A 16,521-nucleotide genomic window follows, 5' to 3' on the forward strand; every position below is an offset into this window, starting at 1 on the left:
TCTAGTGCAATGTTTCCTATTGGTACATGTTGTGTAACATTTGACAATATGGCATAATTGTGCGAATTTTAGTCATCTATGGCATGTTATGAGCGTTAGTCGGGTAGAACAAAGAGCAATAGAACAGCTGAATTTCTTAATATCTCATTCGGGTAGTTCAATTGACTTTATTGAGTGTTCTTCAGAAGCACAGTTATCCATTAACTGGTTTTTTAAATCCAGAACGTCCCATAAACTGAAAGACTTGTTACAAAACCTGATCAACAGTGTTGCACAGGATTTGCAAACTGTACCATCCGAAAGGCACTATTCTCCTCATTTACCTATAGTATTACTCAAATTCATTCATTTAAATCCAAATGGATTGATTGAGCAACTCAATTTAACTATTCCAGACTTGTTAAAACGTAAAGAACTTACCTTTGCCAAAAGGTATCAGACAGATAAAGAGAATAGTCTGCGTCAGCATAATCATCTTGTTTCCATTGATTTTGATCCGCGTACTGGTCTTTATACCTCGCCTGACGATCACTTGGCCCATCAACACGGTACTGAAGCGTTACGAATCTTTATTTCTACACAATGGGAACGCTTTAAAGGATTTATTCACCGGTTGCTGGCGAATATAGGCATTTACGTTTTTGAAAATGCACCCTACGAAGAGCATGATTATATTCACACCGATATTTATGCAAATGACTTTGCCGTTGATCCCTTTCAGCCTGAGGAAGCCAGTTATTTTTTTGATGGCCATGCCACAAATTTGATTGCTATCCCTACAGAGCACAACGCATTAACTGTTTTAACTGATCCAGTTGAGGGCGACTTAAATCCTCTTTTTTATCCACGTATGACACACGTTGCCAACCCGGTTAATAATCAGGATGAGCGCATGTTACCCAAGGTTGATGTGATTATTATTTCTCATAATCACCGTGACCATGTTGATACCCAAACACTGAAACGATTAGTGAACCAACAACCACTCATGGTGATTCCTGAAGGAGATTTTGCATTATTTAATCGCCTTGGTTTTAAACGGATCGTGGAACTTAAATGGTGGGAACAGGCTACTATTAAGGAAAAAAATCAGGAAATTTTACGTATTACGGCTGTGCCTACGAGGCATTGGTCGGGCAGAGGTTTAACCGATGCTCATCGCTCCGCGTTTAATGGTTATGTACTGCAAGCGCCATCAATGAGCAGCGATATTTACTTTGCTGGTGATACTGCATTGATGGACGACGAAATTTCGGCACCCATTTTTGAACTCTTTAACGTTCAAACATCCATCCAGCCCGGTGGCCCCGATGAAGTCAGAGAGGACATGCAATCAACCCACCAGTCTTCTGCTGATACGTTACTGATGCATTTTAAAATGCTTTTGGCGTGGTATAAAAAACAGAATACACAGGATTTAAAACCGGATTTAGAGCAATTTCTTGAGAGCAGTAAGGCCTTTAAAACCATTTACAATCATACTTCAACCTTTAAGCTCGGTAATTTAAGGCTTAGAGATACTTTTTATAGTGTTAATCGAATCATTGCTGCTTTTGGTGAAGAGGAACACTTGCAGAAATCTCATCTGACCCCTTATGAATATGAAGTGTTCACGAATATAAAAACTATAGTTGGAACCATGGTATTTTCCAATGGTGAGACTTTATCCAATGAAAACCTGCGCGATATGATTCTTCATTCCGTTGTTATTCCCAAAATAGGTCAACGTCTGACCTTAAGTTCAGAACTGAAACAGGATGTGAGCAAGCGTAATCTTATTCTTAATAAAAGAGCTTTGGTTGAGTTAGATCACATCACCCAGGATTTAGTAGCAAAATCGATGGCAACTAAAGAGAAACAACTCAATCTTCGGCTGTTTTTGATTACCGCTTTAGATCACTATAATAAACCATGGTACGCCTTTTTTTCCCGTTCATTCAGAAGCTTGTCTCCTTATTTGAACGAATTAAAAAGCAGTGAAGTGGACGTAAAAGCACTAGTACAGCGTATGGAACATGACATGCAGCCTTTGAATCGATTTGGCCATATGCAGAGCATTATTCATTACACCAAATGGTTGCTGGACATCAATAAGGAAGCGACTCCAAGCGATTATCTGGATAATTTTTTTACCTGTCAGCAGGTAAGAAAAACGATTAATCAGGAAATTAACTCAACAGGTTCATGGCCTTTAATCAGTGATGACCGGACACCAAAACAAAAAGCATTTAAAATTCTGGCAAATCAATTAGCACAAACTCCTGAAACCAAAACAGCATATAGTGAAACAATGCACCAATGGCATAAACAGCTGGTTGATGAGTCGGGTTCTCATTTATTAAGTGCGCATCGATTATTTGCTACGCAGAAAACACACAGTCAATGTGTCGTAGAAGACAGTTTGGTTGCTTTGCGGGAAGGTGAGAATAAAGTGTTCAATTGTTAACACCCTCTAATTCTTTCGTTAGCGCTGTGCGATTCTGGGAAATCTATAAAATGAAAAAGATTTTTATAGAGTGTTTCTTCGCAGTGCAGTCTTTTTTTTGAATTATCATCATAATGTTCTTTTAAAACTCTGGTATTTCTGATTTATTAGCCCTAGAATGAAATTCTGCTGTAGCAAGGAGAGCGTTATGAGCTGGTGGTCATCGGTAGTAGATGGAGTCAAGTCAGTAGGTACTAAATTAAGTAATGGGGCTAAGTGGGTTTGGAACAATGCGTCCTTATCCAAGATTACAACAAGTTTATTTACCTACACAGCAAACACAACTTTTCAGATATTGGAACAGGGTCTGGCCTGGCGTAAAGCCGTTCCAACATTAATTAATAATCCAGCAGCCAGAAACATTGTGAATGGTATGGCCAATATAGCCGTAAATGACGCATTTCCCCTGGCTTTGTATTTTGCTAATAATGCAGTTCAAGAGTATTTTCGCGAAGGACATGAAAACGATCCCTGGCTTGCTCCTTATTCTGCGTTTTTAGGGGGATTAACTTTAGTGCATTATGGAGTTAAAGCATATTCCTATCGTCAAGGGGTACAATCTTTGATGCGTATGACCATTCTTGATGCCGTGGGGCCTTCCGCGTTCAACTCAAATAAAGTAATTACTCCCCCCACTTTATGTAAAGATTTAGACTGCAATTTTAAGAGAAAAACTAAAGGGATGTTACGAGAGCCTTTTATACTGGCAGCCAATGATTTAATTACCGGGGCTATTAGTTTTATTCCTTACGTAGGAGAAACAACATCTCAGGTAATAAGAATATTTTTTAATGGACGTTATATTACTCGCCTGGTTACACCTGAACGTTGTGAACGACACAAGGCTATGATGCAGGAGTCTGTTTTAGCTTTAGGTTTAACCTATGAAGCATCTACAATGATTATGAACTACATACTGGAATCCACGGTTGGACTTCCCCCTTTTCTGTTTCATAGAACTATGAAGCATTTATTGCTTTTATTACATGTAAATCTCGCAGCTCATATGAGTATTCCTTTAGTAGAAGATAAGGATGCGACTTTAATCATCGATCCTTTAAATATTTATGAGCGGGTTTGCCGTTTTATCGCTGATGTAATCTTCGCTGGTTTAATGAAACGAATACCCATTGATTTTAAGCCGGTGAAAGGTGCTCCTCCTTTAATACCTTTATCTCCTGCACTGAAATTTGGTACTAAATTATTAAATAGTGATAAAGAGCGTGAAATTAAAACTGCTCCGGGATTCTTTAATAAATCATTAAATACAGCACGATCCTGGGTTGCTCCTCCTGTTTTTCAGAGCTGGCGCGATTTTATTAATGACCCAATTATTTCTAAGTATTGGCAAGGTATTCAACAGGGCAGTTTAAACACGGTTAAAATAATATTGAGCTATAGAGAGAGTAAAACGAAAACAACATTGGGATGGGTTCCACCTAAAGCAGTGGCCGTTGCGATTAATCTTAAATTCGGAATTCCAAAAAAACTGACTCAGTTTTTGATCATGTTAAGTAAAGAAGAAGATTTTTGGGATTTTGTAGATGCTTTAAAATCCTGGTTGGAACGAAACAATATTAAGGGCGAAGTGGAGTTGGTTCCGCATAGGGGTGTTGATTTACACGGAGAGAAAAAACTGGAGCCTACTCCTGTAGAAGAGGAACAACAACCTAGTGAACCTCCAGAACAATTGATGTCGACACGAGCCCAACATCAAGAAGTTATTCCTGCTGAACAATTAATTACAAAAGCACAAGCAAAAATACAATCCAGCACGCCTTTATCTGCTGAAAGTTTATTTACCAGAAGAGGACGTGGAGAGCCTGTAAAAGTTGAGGGGCAACAAGTAGGATATTATATGTAACCCCTGGGCTCATCGTTTGAAGCAGAATGCAATGGGCGGTCTGCTTCAAAATAATTTTTTACGTTTGAAATAATATAACATCAAAATAGCCAAAACAGTCATTCCCGACATGACCATCGGATAACCATAGCGCCATCCCAGTTCTGGCATGAATTGGAAATTCATTCCATAGACCCCAACGATAAAAGTTAAGGGGATAAAGATACTGGCAAACATGGTGAGAATTTTCATGGTCTCATTCATTCGATTATTTAAAGTAGAAAGGTATATATCCAGCATACTGGCTGACATTTCACGATGCAGGTCGATAGACTCTACCAATCGAATACAATGATCATAGAGATCACGGAAATAAAGATTGTAGCGATCGTTTATTAATCCCTTATCATCGGTTAACAAGAGATGCACTATATCACGTAATGGAGCTATAGTTTTTCTGAGGGTGATGGTACGTCTTTTAATGGTATACAGTGATTGTAATTCTATAGTTTCAGGTTTTTTAATTAATTGATCCTCTATTTTTTCCAATAAAATAGACGTTTCTTCAACAAAATTAAAATAATCATCAACAATATAATCCATTAAAAGATAGGTCAGATAATCACTTCCATGTTCACGAACCAGTGAGTGTTCTGCGCTGAGTCGTTTGTAAAGTGGGGATAAGTCATAACTATCGGATTCCCTAAAAGTGATTAACAAATTTTGTTTGATTATTAAACTGAACTGTTCTGTTGAATAGGTCAACTGGTCTAATGGCGTTTCCAATAATTTAAAAACAATGAACAAATAGTCATCGATAATATCGAGTTTGGGTCTTTGCCGGGTATTGAGTAAATCCTCAATAACCAGAGGATGAATTCTGTATTCACTACATATTTTGGTGATTTTTTTACTGTCTTCAAGCCCTGCCACATCGACCCAGACATGTTTGCCTTCACTCAGAGCTGTATCTATTTTATCCAGATGAAAATGATTAAGTAGTTCATAACTCTGGGTATCATAAATATGAACACTGACGTGAGTCGGTTTGGCTGGATGTTCGCCTACATAAACTGCAGTACCTGGTAATAATCCTGTTTTTGAAGATGCATGTTTTTTGTGATGACGCATGTAATGCTCTCTGTTGATAATTTTAGCAAATAGCGGAATTTTACGTAATTGCTCAATAAGTCCTGTAAACTTCATCTTAAACGAAGTGAGAGATCACCTGAAGCTGGCACGGTGCCTGCATTTGGAGATCCTTCACTGCGTTCAGGATGACGAAATGCCCTGGGTTATTGAGCCGTTACAATTGTACTGATTAGCTTATCAGGATTTTCAGGGGTTCGTCGACCTGTAATGAGCGGAGATGAGTTTACTTAATTTGCTCTACTTGCCATATCAAAGGCTATGGTGTTATATTGCCGAGCTGCTTAGCTTAATAAAAAGCAATCGTTTTATAGTACATAGGTTATGGCTATCCTCTCGGGATCAGTAAATACAGTGGGTTATGAAATACTGTATGGTCAGTTGAGATCGTTAAGATAGGAGCGCTGTTATAAAATGGAAACACTCTGAGAATGAAGCAATCCTTGTCATCACAACACACCTCAGGGTTCTTGTTTCTGTCGGTCAGTGTGATTACCTGTCTGATTTTACTAATTAATGTATCGTTTAAAATAATTATTCTACAGGGATTGGTATTTTCCATTAGCAGTTTGCTTTGCCCCTTAATCGCAGGCTTGTATTTATTTGCGCTAAGACATTGCACGTTTAAAGAGCAGCGCCACCTGCTGAATATCTCTTTAATGACGTTATACATGTACTGTATCGGTGTTTATGTTCTGGTTAATCTGCCAGCAGCAGAGTTCATGCACGATAATCCCGTGTATCAAATTGTATTTGAAGACATTCCCAAAAAATTTTTCGCAACCACAATCTCTTTTGCCCTAAGCTTTTATTTGCCGCATTTATTACTCTGCTCTAAAACGAACACCATTTTATCCTCACCCAAACAATGCGTGATTCTTGCGATATTTGGAGGAGTGGCATTTTTTACTATGGATTTTTATTTACTATTCTCAGCTCCTCATGCCCATAGTTTCAAGCAGATTTTTATTGATTCATTCATGGTCGCTTCTTTGGTGTTGCTGATCATAGGAGTGAGTTATTTATCTTTTGTTTTGGATAAGAGTCAATCGGCATCCGAGCAGATTCATGATAATCCAGATGAGTCCTCGCCTGTTTATCATTATCTTCTCTGTTTTGCTGTAGCGGTCATGTTAATGTGTTTAGCCTGCGAGTATCGTATCGTGTCATTTACCAAAGACAGTATCCTGGCGGCAAGTTGTATTTTTTTTCCAATAACGATGATTGTCAGTACGGTAATTGGCGAGTTATGGGGGTATAAAGCGAATTTGAAGCTGGCCCTGGCTATGATCGCGGCACAATTGGTTTTTGATACTTTGCTAATGGGTATAGTCGCTCTTCCATCGCCGCCTTTTTATAATTTGAATCCATTTTATTATTATATTTTACCCAGAAGACTACCTGCGGCATCTTTATCTTTATTTGTTACTTTTCTTAGCAATGCCATGTTGCTGCATTATTTAAAATTCCTGAAATGGGAATTGAATCGTCCTGTAAGGATTTTGATTGCGAATATCTGTGCCAGCTCTCTGTTGTGTCTTGTTGATTACAGTGTGTTGTTTGGCGGTATCTATTCCTATGAACAGATTTTGAATTTAGCAATTAACGTGTGGCAATATAAATTAATGATGACCCTGATTTCTTTACCTCTTATTTTTTGGTTGTGTAACTTGTTGAAAAAGAATTTTACGCCCGTGTGCCGTGTGATGGATAATCGGATTAATTATCCCCGATAATTTCTTTTCTCTGCTTATTCTATCTGCTATAGGCCTTATTCGGGCTAGAGGTGTATATTCTTTAAATTAAGGTGCTGGCTTTAAGTATGAGAGAACTTCACTTCTTAAAAGTGCACATTGATTCATATTAAGTTGTAACTTTAATCAGTTTGTCATCCTCGCGAAAGCGCTGAAGAGTCTTGACATGGTTAATGAGAATCCCTCGTGTTTAAAATTACGTCATTTCTGTGTAGACAAGAACTTGCAATTATCTTTAAGTTTTTCTAGACAAAATGCTCAATACTCAATTTCAAATGATATCGTGATCTCGCAAGAATCGCCTTCTCCCTTCCGGGAGAAGGTGCCGACAGGCGGATGAGGGGATCTTAAAACGATTAAAATTATCCATTAAAATACATAGCCAACCAACAACGGATTCAATGAATGGAGTTATTTGAAAAAGCAAAAAGTCTACACAAAAATAGCAGCTGCATGGTTATCAAGTATGGAACTCGCTTAGCTCACGACGTGTGCAAGGATTTATATGCACAAGACAATGTCCTTTTGGTAACTACAGTGTGGATTACGTTTGTATTGAAAAAAAGTTAATGAATGAGGTGAGATCCCCTCATCCGCCTGTCGGCACCTTCTCCCGGAAGGGAGAAGGCGATTCTAATGAGATCTCGATAATATTTTTTTGCGAGGATGACGCATTAAAGCTGGGATCGTTCCGGTTTTAAACCCAGAACTTTGAAACATTGATGTCAGGCATTATGGTTCTTTTTTCGTAGGTCTTTTCCATCCATACAATGTTTTTTGCCTTGACTCAGTTAAGGTGAGCTCCTCAGGCGGAACATTTTTGCGTATGGTGCTTCCGGCGCCGATAGTGGCATTTTTACCAACAGTAACTGGAGCAACCAATTGGGTATCCGAGCCAACAAAAACGCCATCCTCAATAACAGTTTGGTGCTTATTGACCCCATCATAATTACAGGTAATGGTTCCTGCGCCAATATTGACTTTTTTACCTATGTTCACATCACCAAGATAACTTAAATGACTGGCTTTACTGCCTTCACCAAATACTGCTTTTTTGGTTTCAACAAAATTGCCAATTTTACACTCCGCTGCTAATTGCGTGCCTGTTCTAAGTCGGGCAAACGGTCCAATATCGCAATGATTCGCTATCTGGCAGCCCTCCAGTACGCTGTTTGCATAGACGGTACATCCAGCACCCAGGGTTACATCGGTTAAGCTGCAATTGGGCCCTATAATGCAGCCATCTCCCAGAACTACTGTGCCGGTGAAAACGCAATTAACGTCAATGTATACGTCTTTACCACAAACTAGATCTCCGCGCAGGTCAAAGCGATTGGCGTCTGCCAAACCAACACCTTGCTCCAGAAATTGATCAGCAATTCGTTTTTGCCATATTCGTTCCAGTTGCTGTAATTGCAAACGGTTATTAACACCCTGGATTTCAAAATTGTTTCGGGCAGTTAATGAGGTAATTGGTGTTTGATTTTGTACTGCCAATGCGATGATTTCAGTTAAATAATACTCGCCTTGCGCATTATTATTGCCCAATTTGGGTAGCCATACTTCCAAATCAGCGGCTTTAGCGCAACAGATGCCCGTATATATTTCTTTTATATTCTTTTCTTGCTCATTTGCATCCTTTTCTTCTACAATGGCATAAATTTCACCTTGGTTGTTTCTAATAATACGCCCAAGACCGCTTGGGTCTTCGAGGTTTGCAACCAGGAGTGCCAGAACGGATTGATGTGAATGTGCTGATTTGCCGCATTCAAGCAGTGCTTGAAGGGTATCCACTTGTATGAGTGGAACGTCAGCAGATAACACTATGACCTGTGCTTGAGGCGGTATATGAGGCAGAGCTTGCATTACGGCATGGCCGGTGCCCAGTTGTTCTGCCTGATGAACCCAATTCACAGGTAAATCAGGGAGTGAATTCTTTATTTGTTCACCACCATGACCATAAATTATATGGATTGCATCTGGATGTAGCTGCTGCGCAGTTTCTACTACCCGAGCAAGCATTGCTTTACCCGCTAGCGGATGAAGGACTTTAGGTGTATCGGAATACATTCTTTTTCCTTGACCTGCAGCTAAAATAATAATTTGTAAATTCATGAGATTTGTGATTTCCTAGGTTAGGTTACATAAATAGGAGTTGAAATAACCAGTCTGTTTCAAAGTTAATGATGTAAGGATTAGTATAATAAATAAGTTGCCGTTAAAGGAGTAGAGCAATGACAATATTTCTAAAAGTTTTAATAAAATTAATCAAAGAAAAATTAAATGCAATGTCTAGTGTGTTATCCTATCAATCCGAACACCCTAGTATTTACAATCAATTATTATCATTACAGAAAAAAAACATCCTTGATACGCTGGAATCTAAAATTGTTAGCTTTGTTGGTACGGGAGATGATGAGGCCGATTCTAAAACCATTACTAAATGGATAGAAGATTCTCGTGTACAAATTCAAAATAAACAAGAAGAGCATGGAAAATCTCGCGACGAGGGCGATACTCTGAAAATGATGAGTGATTTAATTTTTCACACTAATGCGTTTTTTGCCAAACTCGATAAATATAATAAATCAGAAAGTTCAGAATTAGATGGTTCACTAAAGCTCAGATTAATTAACCATCGTTTTTATAATACGCCAGAAAATGTTATTTATTATCATGCAGCGGGTTATCTAGGAGAGGAGATTTTTAACCCTTCAACTAACATTGATTTGGCTATTAGAACTAAAAAAGAAGAAGCAGTACTTGCAAGAATTCAATCTTTAAGCGAAAGAATAAGACCAGAATATGGACTGGTTGACAGAAAACAAAGAGCAGCAGATGCTCTTAGAGATTTATCAATGGATAATAAAACTATTATCACTCCAGAATCTAGCTCCAGTTTCGGTATTCCATTTCTTTCTTTCGGCGGAATATTCTCCGTTAAAGTGCCTACTACACTATTTAATCCCAGTGAGGGGCGTTTTGGTAAACTGTTTAATTTAGCAGATAGCTTGGTTAAGGAGATGACCGAGTTGGAATTTAAACCTTCTGAGCAAGAAGAAAGTGCTATGAGTAAAGCAATGAAATAATTAAAACTCGCTGAAAGTATTGGGGTTAAACCCAATATTTTCAATAAGTCAGAGAAACGTCATCCCGAACATCGTGAGGGATCTCCGAAATCGGGCACAGTACCACTTCAAGGAGATCCCTCACGATGTTTGGGATGACGAGGTATTTTGAGGGGTAACGCCAAGCGGTTATTTGAGATTAATTATATAATTATTTTAACCGTTATGAGTGATGTAATTCACCACATAAATCAGTTTCCATCAACTTTTTAACCTGAGAAATATCCAGGTTTTTACTTAATAAATACAATAATTTGCAGTGAGCTGCCTCTGGGGTCATATCGTGGCCACTGATTAATCCTGCCTGTTTTAAAGTATGTCCTGTTGCATACTGACTCATTTCTACATGACCTTGTTGGCATTGCGTGCAATTAATAATGATGACACCACGTTCACAGGCTTCCGTGAGGAGTTTTAAAAACCGAGGATCATTGTTTTGGGCATTACCTGCGCCATAAGTTTCCAGGATTAATCCTCTTAAAGGTTGATTTAAAATATAGGCTAAAACATCCGTCGCAAAGCCTGGGAACAATCGAAAGTTGGCTATAAATTGTGGGGTGATGGTTTGCAGGCGAAACGGCTTTTGCGGCGGTTTTTGCAATAGATGCTGATGTAATTCGATGTCTATACCAATACTCGCCAGGTGAGGGAAATTGGGAGAGTCGAAGGCATTAAAACGTTGAGCGCTGATTTTTTGTGCACGGTTGCCACGCAATAAATGCTGATTAAAATAGATGCAGACCTCGTGGATGGGCTGGTGAGCGCACAACCATAAGGAGGTAATCACGTTATCAATGGCATCGTTACGAACTTCGGATAAGGGAATTTGCGAACCGGTTACTATAACGGGCTTGCCTAAATGTTCCAACATGAACGACAACGCGGACGCGGTATAAGCCATGGTATCAGTGCCATGAAAAACGACAAAACCATCGAAGTGATCGTATTCATGAGCAATATCGTTGGCGATTCGATTCCATTCATGGACTGTCATATTGGAGGAGTCAAGCAAGGGGTGGTATTCCTTAATGACGTACTCGGGCATATCTTTATGTTTCAACGTGGGTATTTGAGCCATGGCTGTTTCTACATAACCAGGTGATGGTTCATAGCCATTTGGGGTTTTGACGCTGCTGATGGTTCCACCAGTATTGATAATTAATATGCGTTTGTTCATGGAAATCAATTTAAGTTATTTGTATAAATTATATCGCTCTTTCGTCGTGATAGCGAAACAACAATTCCGAATCTTTTACACTGAGAACACTTGACAGCTTTAGAGCTGCAATGTAGAAATTAAAGCCAGGTAGGATGTCAAGGAGATGATGATGCTGAGTAAATGGGATTCAACAAGCGCGGAAGTGTTACAACAACAAATAAAAGCAGCGGTAGATCCAATAGTGGCCAGGCATGAACACTATAAGACGGCTACTGCAAACATGTTAATGAGTATAACCAATCATTTCTTTAATGATATCAATAAAGATAAAATCCTGGAAGTGACGCACTATGTAGCCGGTAATGCAGAGCAGGAACCTGTAAATCATCAGTTTCTGCAGAAACAATTTGATAATCTGGTCCAATTTACCCAAACCATTCAAGAGTGTGGCTTAGGTCTGGGGTTGGAACAAGATGGCGATTTTTTTGTATTTAATTATTCAGAGGGTTTAAAGCCAGAAACTGTTGAATTCATGAATAAGCTGGCTATTGCCTTGAGTGCCTGCAGAATCTGTATTGGTATGGAACAGATTTATCGCACTTTACTGCAAGACCCTCATGTTCAGACTCGAGAATATGAAGATTTTCTTGTTGAGGTCAGAGATTTAGCCCAAAAATATTATGCCGGACCTGTACCCGATGGGGATTACAGTAAGTACTTAAGAGCATATTATCAGAGCGCATTGTCCATTCAAAATAGGCTGAAAGAACAGCATAACAGCGTAAATGCCTGGAAAGAACCCTTTGCGGATCAATTGCAAAAAGCCTTGGCTGTTATCTGCCAAGCGATTAACTGTACAGGATTAAAATTAATTGAAGGTACGACAGCCTTTCCGGATAAGACCTGGCTTGGTGATGGCTGGAGTCCGTTTGTAATTGGTTTGCTTAGTGAATTGGTTGCCCGATATTACAGCTATTCTTATGTGATCGCGGGTTCATTGTCTTTGAATCCCGAATATTTTGTTGTTTTAAGCACGGAGTTATCTACTTTTTCATTAACCATGCAGGATCAAATGGAGCATTTAAAGCTCGCAATTTTAAAAAACGCTGATGTAGCGTTAGGTGATTTAATTCGCAACATACAGGGGCAGGCTGCAATTCATAAAATCGTTTTGGTTCCGGAGGAAAAGCCAACATATTATGGTAGTGGTAATTTATATGTGCTATACCCGAATCCTAATGGTTTTCAAGAAAAAAGGGGCGATCCTTATGCGCAAAATGTACGCTCTGACTACGGACTCCAATAATATTTTCAGAATTAATTGCCAAGGTCTTGTACTTTGTGGAAAAATCAAGATATTAACGGTTTAGTCTAAGCAGTGACATCATGGTGATTGATCGTGCCGGTTACAGGTTGAACGTAGGAATTATCCTGGTCAACAGTTCGGATAGAGTATTTTGGGGTAGACGTAGTGGACATGATGCCTGGCAATTTCCACAAGGTGGATTAGCTGCAGGTGAAACGTCTTTACAGGCGATGTTTCGAGAGCTGCATGAAGAAGTTGGTTTGGATAAACATGATGTAGAGGTTATGGGTTCAACCAAGCGTTGGCTTAAATACCGACTTCCAAAGCAATACTTGCGGCATGGCAGCGAACCTTTGGTCATCGGTCAGAAACAAAAATGGTATTTATTAAAGCTCGTTTCCAGTGAGCAGAAAGTAAGATTGGATTTAAGCGATTCTCCTGAGTTTGATAGTTGGCGCTGGATTGATTTTCATGAGCCAGAGCAACAGGTTATCTTTTTTAAGAGACAAGTGTATATTCAAGCTTTAAAAGAATTGGAACCCTTATTAAAACTTCGCCGTACACCCTACGGTATGAAACGGAAAAGAGGTAATCATAGGCCCTAGATGCTAAAAGTACTTAAACGGATAGTTCAAGACGTCACCGCTGCCCATCATTTGACTGAGGCTCTTGGTATATTGGTGCAGCGAATTCATAAAGCCATTAATGCTGAGGCCGTTTCCGTTTACCTGATCGATAATAAACACGCTGAATACGTTTTAATTGCCACAGAGGGATTAAATAAGCAGGCTGAATTCCGTGTGCGTATTGCTCTTGATAGTGGACTTATTGGTTTAATAGGTCGACGTGAAGAGCCGATTAATATGAAGGACGCACCAACGCACCCGGATTTTTATCATAATCCTTTGTTAGGTGAAGAGCATCTGAATGCCTTTTTGGGTGTACCCATTATCCAACACAGGAAACTCTATGGAGTTTTAATTGTTCAGCAGGTTGAGCAGCGCTGTTTTGATGATGCCGAAGAATCCTTTTTAATTACATTAGCTGCCCAGCTTGGCGGAATCATCGCTCATGCGGAAGCAACCGGTGAACTGGCAGAATTGACCCAACCTAAACCACTAGGAGCGGTCAGCAAGGTCGAGGTAAACCAGACTGCACTCACCGGAATAGGAAGCGTACCCGGTATTGGAATAGGAACAGCCGTAGTTGTCTATCCTCAGGCAGATATTGATGCGGTTCCTCGTAATCCAGTGGAAGAACTGGATGATGAAGTGAGCACTTTTTATGAGGCTCTGGAGTCAGCCAGAGACGACATGAGACGTTTAAGCAAGCGCATGAAGGCCACTGTGGCTGAAGAGGAACATGCCTTATTTGATGTCTATTTGCGTATTTTGGACAAAGACAGCCTGGGAGCAGAAGTCGAGCATGTTATCCGTGATGAGAAAATCAGTGCTCAGGCCGCTTTGGCAACAGTCATTAAAAAGCATGTATCTCAGTTTGAGAGCATGGAAGATGATTATCTTCGCGAACGAGCCAGTGACTTCCGTGATTTGGGTCGACGGGTACTGGCCGAACTACAATGGTCTCAACGAGAAGAAATTGTCTATCCCAAACGCACTATCTTAATCGGTGAAGAAGTTACCGCAGCGGCTCTTGCTGAAGTTCCTGAGGGGCAACTGGCAGGAGTGGTATCTGCAAAAGGTTCTAACAATTCACACGTTGCCATTTTAGCCCGGGCTTTGGGAGTGCCGACCGTAATGGGGCTGCGAGGATTAAAGGTTGAACTGGTCTCTCGACGAGCATTGATTGTAGATGGCTACTATGGCCATGTTTATGTCTCCCCGTCAAAAGCAATATTGGCTGAGTTCAAACAGTTAGCTCAGGAAGAACACGAATTAAATCAAAGTCTTGTCAGCTTGAGAGATAAGCCTGCAGAAACTACGGACAGTTATCGCGTTTCTCTTCAAGTTAATACAGGTTTGGCGATGGATGCAGGTTTATCCATGAGCGTTGGCGCCGAAGGAGTCGGATTGTATCGATCAGAAGTTCCTTTTATGAGCCGAGATCGCTTTCCATCTGAAGACGAACAAACCATTATTTACAGGCAGACTCTGAAAGCTTTTGCTCCTCGTTCTGTAACGATGCGCACTTTGGATATAGGTGGCGATAAGGTGCTCCCTTATTTTCCAGTAGAAGAAGAAAACCCCTATTTGGGATGGCGGGGTATTCGTATAACTCTGGATCACCCTGATGTCTTTCTGGTACAGGTTCGTGCCATGATGCGCGCCAGTGAAGAATTGAATAATTTGCGAATTATGTTGCCTATGGTCACTAATTTGAGTGAAGTGGAAGAAGCGACGTATTTGATTGAACAGGCTTTTGAAGAGTTGTTAGAGGAAGGATGCGCGATAGAAAAACCGAAATTGGGCGTCATGATAGAAGTGCCTGCGGCGGCTTATCTGGCAAGAGAAATGGCCAAGCGAGTTGACTTTATTTCCGTTGGCAGTAATGACTTGACTCAATATCTATTGGCGGTAGATCGAAATAATGCCCGAGTTGCCGGATTATATGATGCGTTGCATCCCGCCATGTTGCGCGTGTTACTTAAGGTCGTTGAAGGGGGACATGCTGCTGGAGTCGAAGTCAGCATCTGTGGCGAAATGGCCAGTGATCCCCTTGCTGTCATTTTATTAATTGCCATGGGCTTTGATACTTTGAGTATGAATTCAGCCAGTCTACCACGAGTAAAGTGGGTCATTCGGAATTTTGCCATTGCTAATGCCCGTAAGATCCTTGCTGAAGTGCTGGAGTTTGAGCATCCAGCTGAAATACGTTTTCATCTGCAAAAAGCTTTGGAAGAAGAAGGGTTAGGAGGTTTAATCCGAGCTGGAAAATCATGATGTTACATGGATATGTTTATATCTTGATTGGCGTTTTTGCAGGCTTAATGTCAGGGGCTTTAGGTGTTGGTGGGGGAATCATACTTGTCCCTGGGCTTGTTTTTGTTTTTCAATCGAATCATTTAATTCCTGAAAACAGTATAATGCATGTTGCCGCAGCTACTTCATTAGCGATCATGGTATTTGCTTCCTTATCTTCTATGAGGGTTCATTATAAAATCGGTGAAATCCTTTGGTCTGTTTTTGCCAAGATATGGCCTGGTTTGGTGCTCGGGGTTATTTCTGGAGTTATAGCGTCCAATTCTGTACCCACGAGTTGGTTGAAAATGATATTTGGCTTTTTTTTATTTTTTATTACTATCAGAATGCTTACCAAGAAACAGGTAACAAATCCAGGACAATTTCCAGGATATTGGGTCAATGGATTAATTAACTATTTAATTGGCATGCTCTCAGGTTCATTGGGTATCGGAGGTGGTGGTTTAATTGTTCCTTATCTTGAACATTGCGGTGTCGCCATTCGAAAAATATCATCAGTGTCCAATTTATGTACTCTTACTGTTGGAGTATTAGGCGCTTTAGTTTCGGTGTTCACCGGTTGGAATGAAATGGCAGATATTCCTTATACAACAGGGTATATATACTGGCCAGCAGTGTTATTAGTGGGGATAAGCAGTAGTTTTATCGCACCTTTTGGTGCTAAATTAAATTATGTTTTGCCAGTGAATTATTTAAGGTATGGTTTTATCGTGATATTAATGTTAATGGCCATCAAAATGATATTTTTCTAGGAATAT

The 16,521-nt window shown here is 39.9% G+C and carries 12 protein-coding genes; 9 read left to right on the top strand and 3 right to left on the bottom strand.

Annotation, left to right across the window (positions count from 1 at the left end; genetic code table 11):
* Positions 1-88: 88 nt before the first annotated feature.
* Entirely contained in the window at positions 89-2,446 is a 2,358-nt protein-coding gene (locus tag IZU94_RS17340) for an MBL fold metallo-hydrolase (RefSeq protein ID WP_203113709.1), read from the top strand.
* Between the two features lie 187 nt (positions 2,447-2,633).
* On the top strand, positions 2,634-4,349 hold the full coding sequence (locus IZU94_RS17345; protein ID WP_203113710.1) for a hypothetical protein: 1,716 nt from the start codon (positions 2,634-2,636) through the stop codon (positions 4,347-4,349).
* 45 nt (positions 4,350-4,394) lie between these two features.
* On the opposite strand, the gene corA is transcribed toward IZU94_RS17345, so the two are convergent.
* Positions 4,395-5,459, bottom strand: a complete 1,065-nt coding sequence (gene corA, locus IZU94_RS17350; protein ID WP_203113837.1) for a magnesium/cobalt transporter CorA — start codon at positions 5,457-5,459, stop codon at positions 4,395-4,397.
* Between the two features lie 449 nt (positions 5,460-5,908).
* On the opposite strand from corA, the gene IZU94_RS17355 reads away from it, so the two are divergent.
* Both IZU94_RS17355 and IZU94_RS18490 read left to right on the top strand, forming a co-directional pair.
* A complete protein-coding gene (locus IZU94_RS17355) occupies positions 5,909-7,213 on the top strand; it encodes a VUT family protein (RefSeq protein WP_203113711.1) in 1,305 nt (434 codons plus the stop codon).
* A 467-nt stretch (positions 7,214-7,680) separates the two neighbouring features.
* Positions 7,681-7,932 (top strand): DUF559 domain-containing protein, encoded by a 252-nt coding sequence (locus IZU94_RS18490; protein ID WP_369411328.1) that lies wholly within the window; start codon positions 7,681-7,683, stop codon positions 7,930-7,932.
* A 31-nt stretch (positions 7,933-7,963) separates the two neighbouring features.
* Here IZU94_RS18490 and glmU read toward each other — a convergent pair whose 3' ends face one another.
* Positions 7,964-9,346, bottom strand: coding sequence for a bifunctional UDP-N-acetylglucosamine diphosphorylase/glucosamine-1-phosphate N-acetyltransferase GlmU (glmU, locus tag IZU94_RS17365; protein WP_203113713.1), 1,383 nt, complete (start codon positions 9,344-9,346; stop codon positions 7,964-7,966).
* Positions 9,347-9,465: 119 nt separating this feature from the next.
* Between glmU and IZU94_RS17370 the strand changes: the two genes are divergently transcribed.
* Entirely contained in the window at positions 9,466-10,320 is an 855-nt protein-coding gene (locus IZU94_RS17370; protein ID WP_203113714.1) for a hypothetical protein, read from the top strand.
* Positions 10,321-10,522: 202 nt separating this feature from the next.
* Here the strand turns inward: IZU94_RS17370 and ansA are convergent, their stop codons facing one another.
* Positions 10,523-11,536, bottom strand: a complete 1,014-nt coding sequence (ansA, locus tag IZU94_RS17375; protein WP_203113715.1) for an asparaginase — start codon at positions 11,534-11,536, stop codon at positions 10,523-10,525.
* A gap of 145 nt (positions 11,537-11,681) precedes the next feature.
* Between ansA and IZU94_RS17380 the strand changes: the two genes are divergently transcribed.
* From IZU94_RS17380 to IZU94_RS17395, 4 genes are all read left to right on the top strand, one after another.
* Positions 11,682-12,824, top strand: coding sequence for a hypothetical protein (locus IZU94_RS17380; protein ID WP_238400723.1), 1,143 nt, complete (start codon positions 11,682-11,684; stop codon positions 12,822-12,824).
* Positions 12,825-12,904: 80 nt separating this feature from the next.
* On the top strand, positions 12,905-13,429 hold the full coding sequence (locus tag IZU94_RS17385) for an RNA pyrophosphohydrolase (RefSeq protein WP_238400580.1): 525 nt from the start codon (positions 12,905-12,907) through the stop codon (positions 13,427-13,429).
* Positions 13,430-15,724: a phosphoenolpyruvate--protein phosphotransferase gene (gene ptsP / locus IZU94_RS17390; RefSeq protein ID WP_203113717.1), complete on the top strand. Its 2,295-nt coding sequence runs from the start codon at positions 13,430-13,432 to the stop codon at positions 15,722-15,724.
* A complete protein-coding gene (locus IZU94_RS17395) occupies positions 15,721-16,515 on the top strand; it encodes a sulfite exporter TauE/SafE family protein (RefSeq protein WP_203113718.1) in 795 nt (264 codons plus the stop codon). The genes ptsP and IZU94_RS17395 overlap by 4 nt, the downstream gene beginning before the upstream one ends.
* Positions 16,516-16,521 lie beyond the last annotated feature (6 nt).

This window comes from Legionella bononiensis (genome assembly GCF_016786215.1).
Lineage (GTDB): Bacteria > Pseudomonadota > Gammaproteobacteria > Legionellales > Legionellaceae > Legionella > Legionella bononiensis.

Coding starts and splice junctions, on each gene's coding strand:
- IZU94_RS17340 (WP_203113709.1), top strand. CDS start 89: ATGAGCGTTAGTCGGGTAGAACAAAGAGCAATAGAACAGCTGAATTTC.
- IZU94_RS17345 (WP_203113710.1), top strand. CDS start 2,634: ATGAGCTGGTGGTCATCGGTAGTAGATGGAGTCAAGTCAGTAGGTACT.
- corA (WP_203113837.1), bottom strand. CDS start 5,459: ATGCGTCATCACAAAAAACATGCATCTTCAAAAACAGGATTATTACCA.
- IZU94_RS17355 (WP_203113711.1), top strand. CDS start 5,909: ATGAAGCAATCCTTGTCATCACAACACACCTCAGGGTTCTTGTTTCTG.
- glmU (WP_203113713.1), bottom strand. CDS start 9,346: ATGAATTTACAAATTATTATTTTAGCTGCAGGTCAAGGAAAAAGAATG.
- IZU94_RS17370 (WP_203113714.1), top strand. CDS start 9,466: ATGACAATATTTCTAAAAGTTTTAATAAAATTAATCAAAGAAAAATTA.
- ansA (WP_203113715.1), bottom strand. CDS start 11,536: ATGAACAAACGCATATTAATTATCAATACTGGTGGAACCATCAGCAGC.
- IZU94_RS17380 (WP_238400723.1), top strand. CDS start 11,682: ATGATGATGCTGAGTAAATGGGATTCAACAAGCGCGGAAGTGTTACAA.
- IZU94_RS17385 (WP_238400580.1), top strand. CDS start 12,905: ATGGTGATTGATCGTGCCGGTTACAGGTTGAACGTAGGAATTATCCTG.
- ptsP (WP_203113717.1), top strand. CDS start 13,430: ATGCTAAAAGTACTTAAACGGATAGTTCAAGACGTCACCGCTGCCCAT.
- IZU94_RS17395 (WP_203113718.1), top strand. CDS start 15,721: ATGATGTTACATGGATATGTTTATATCTTGATTGGCGTTTTTGCAGGC.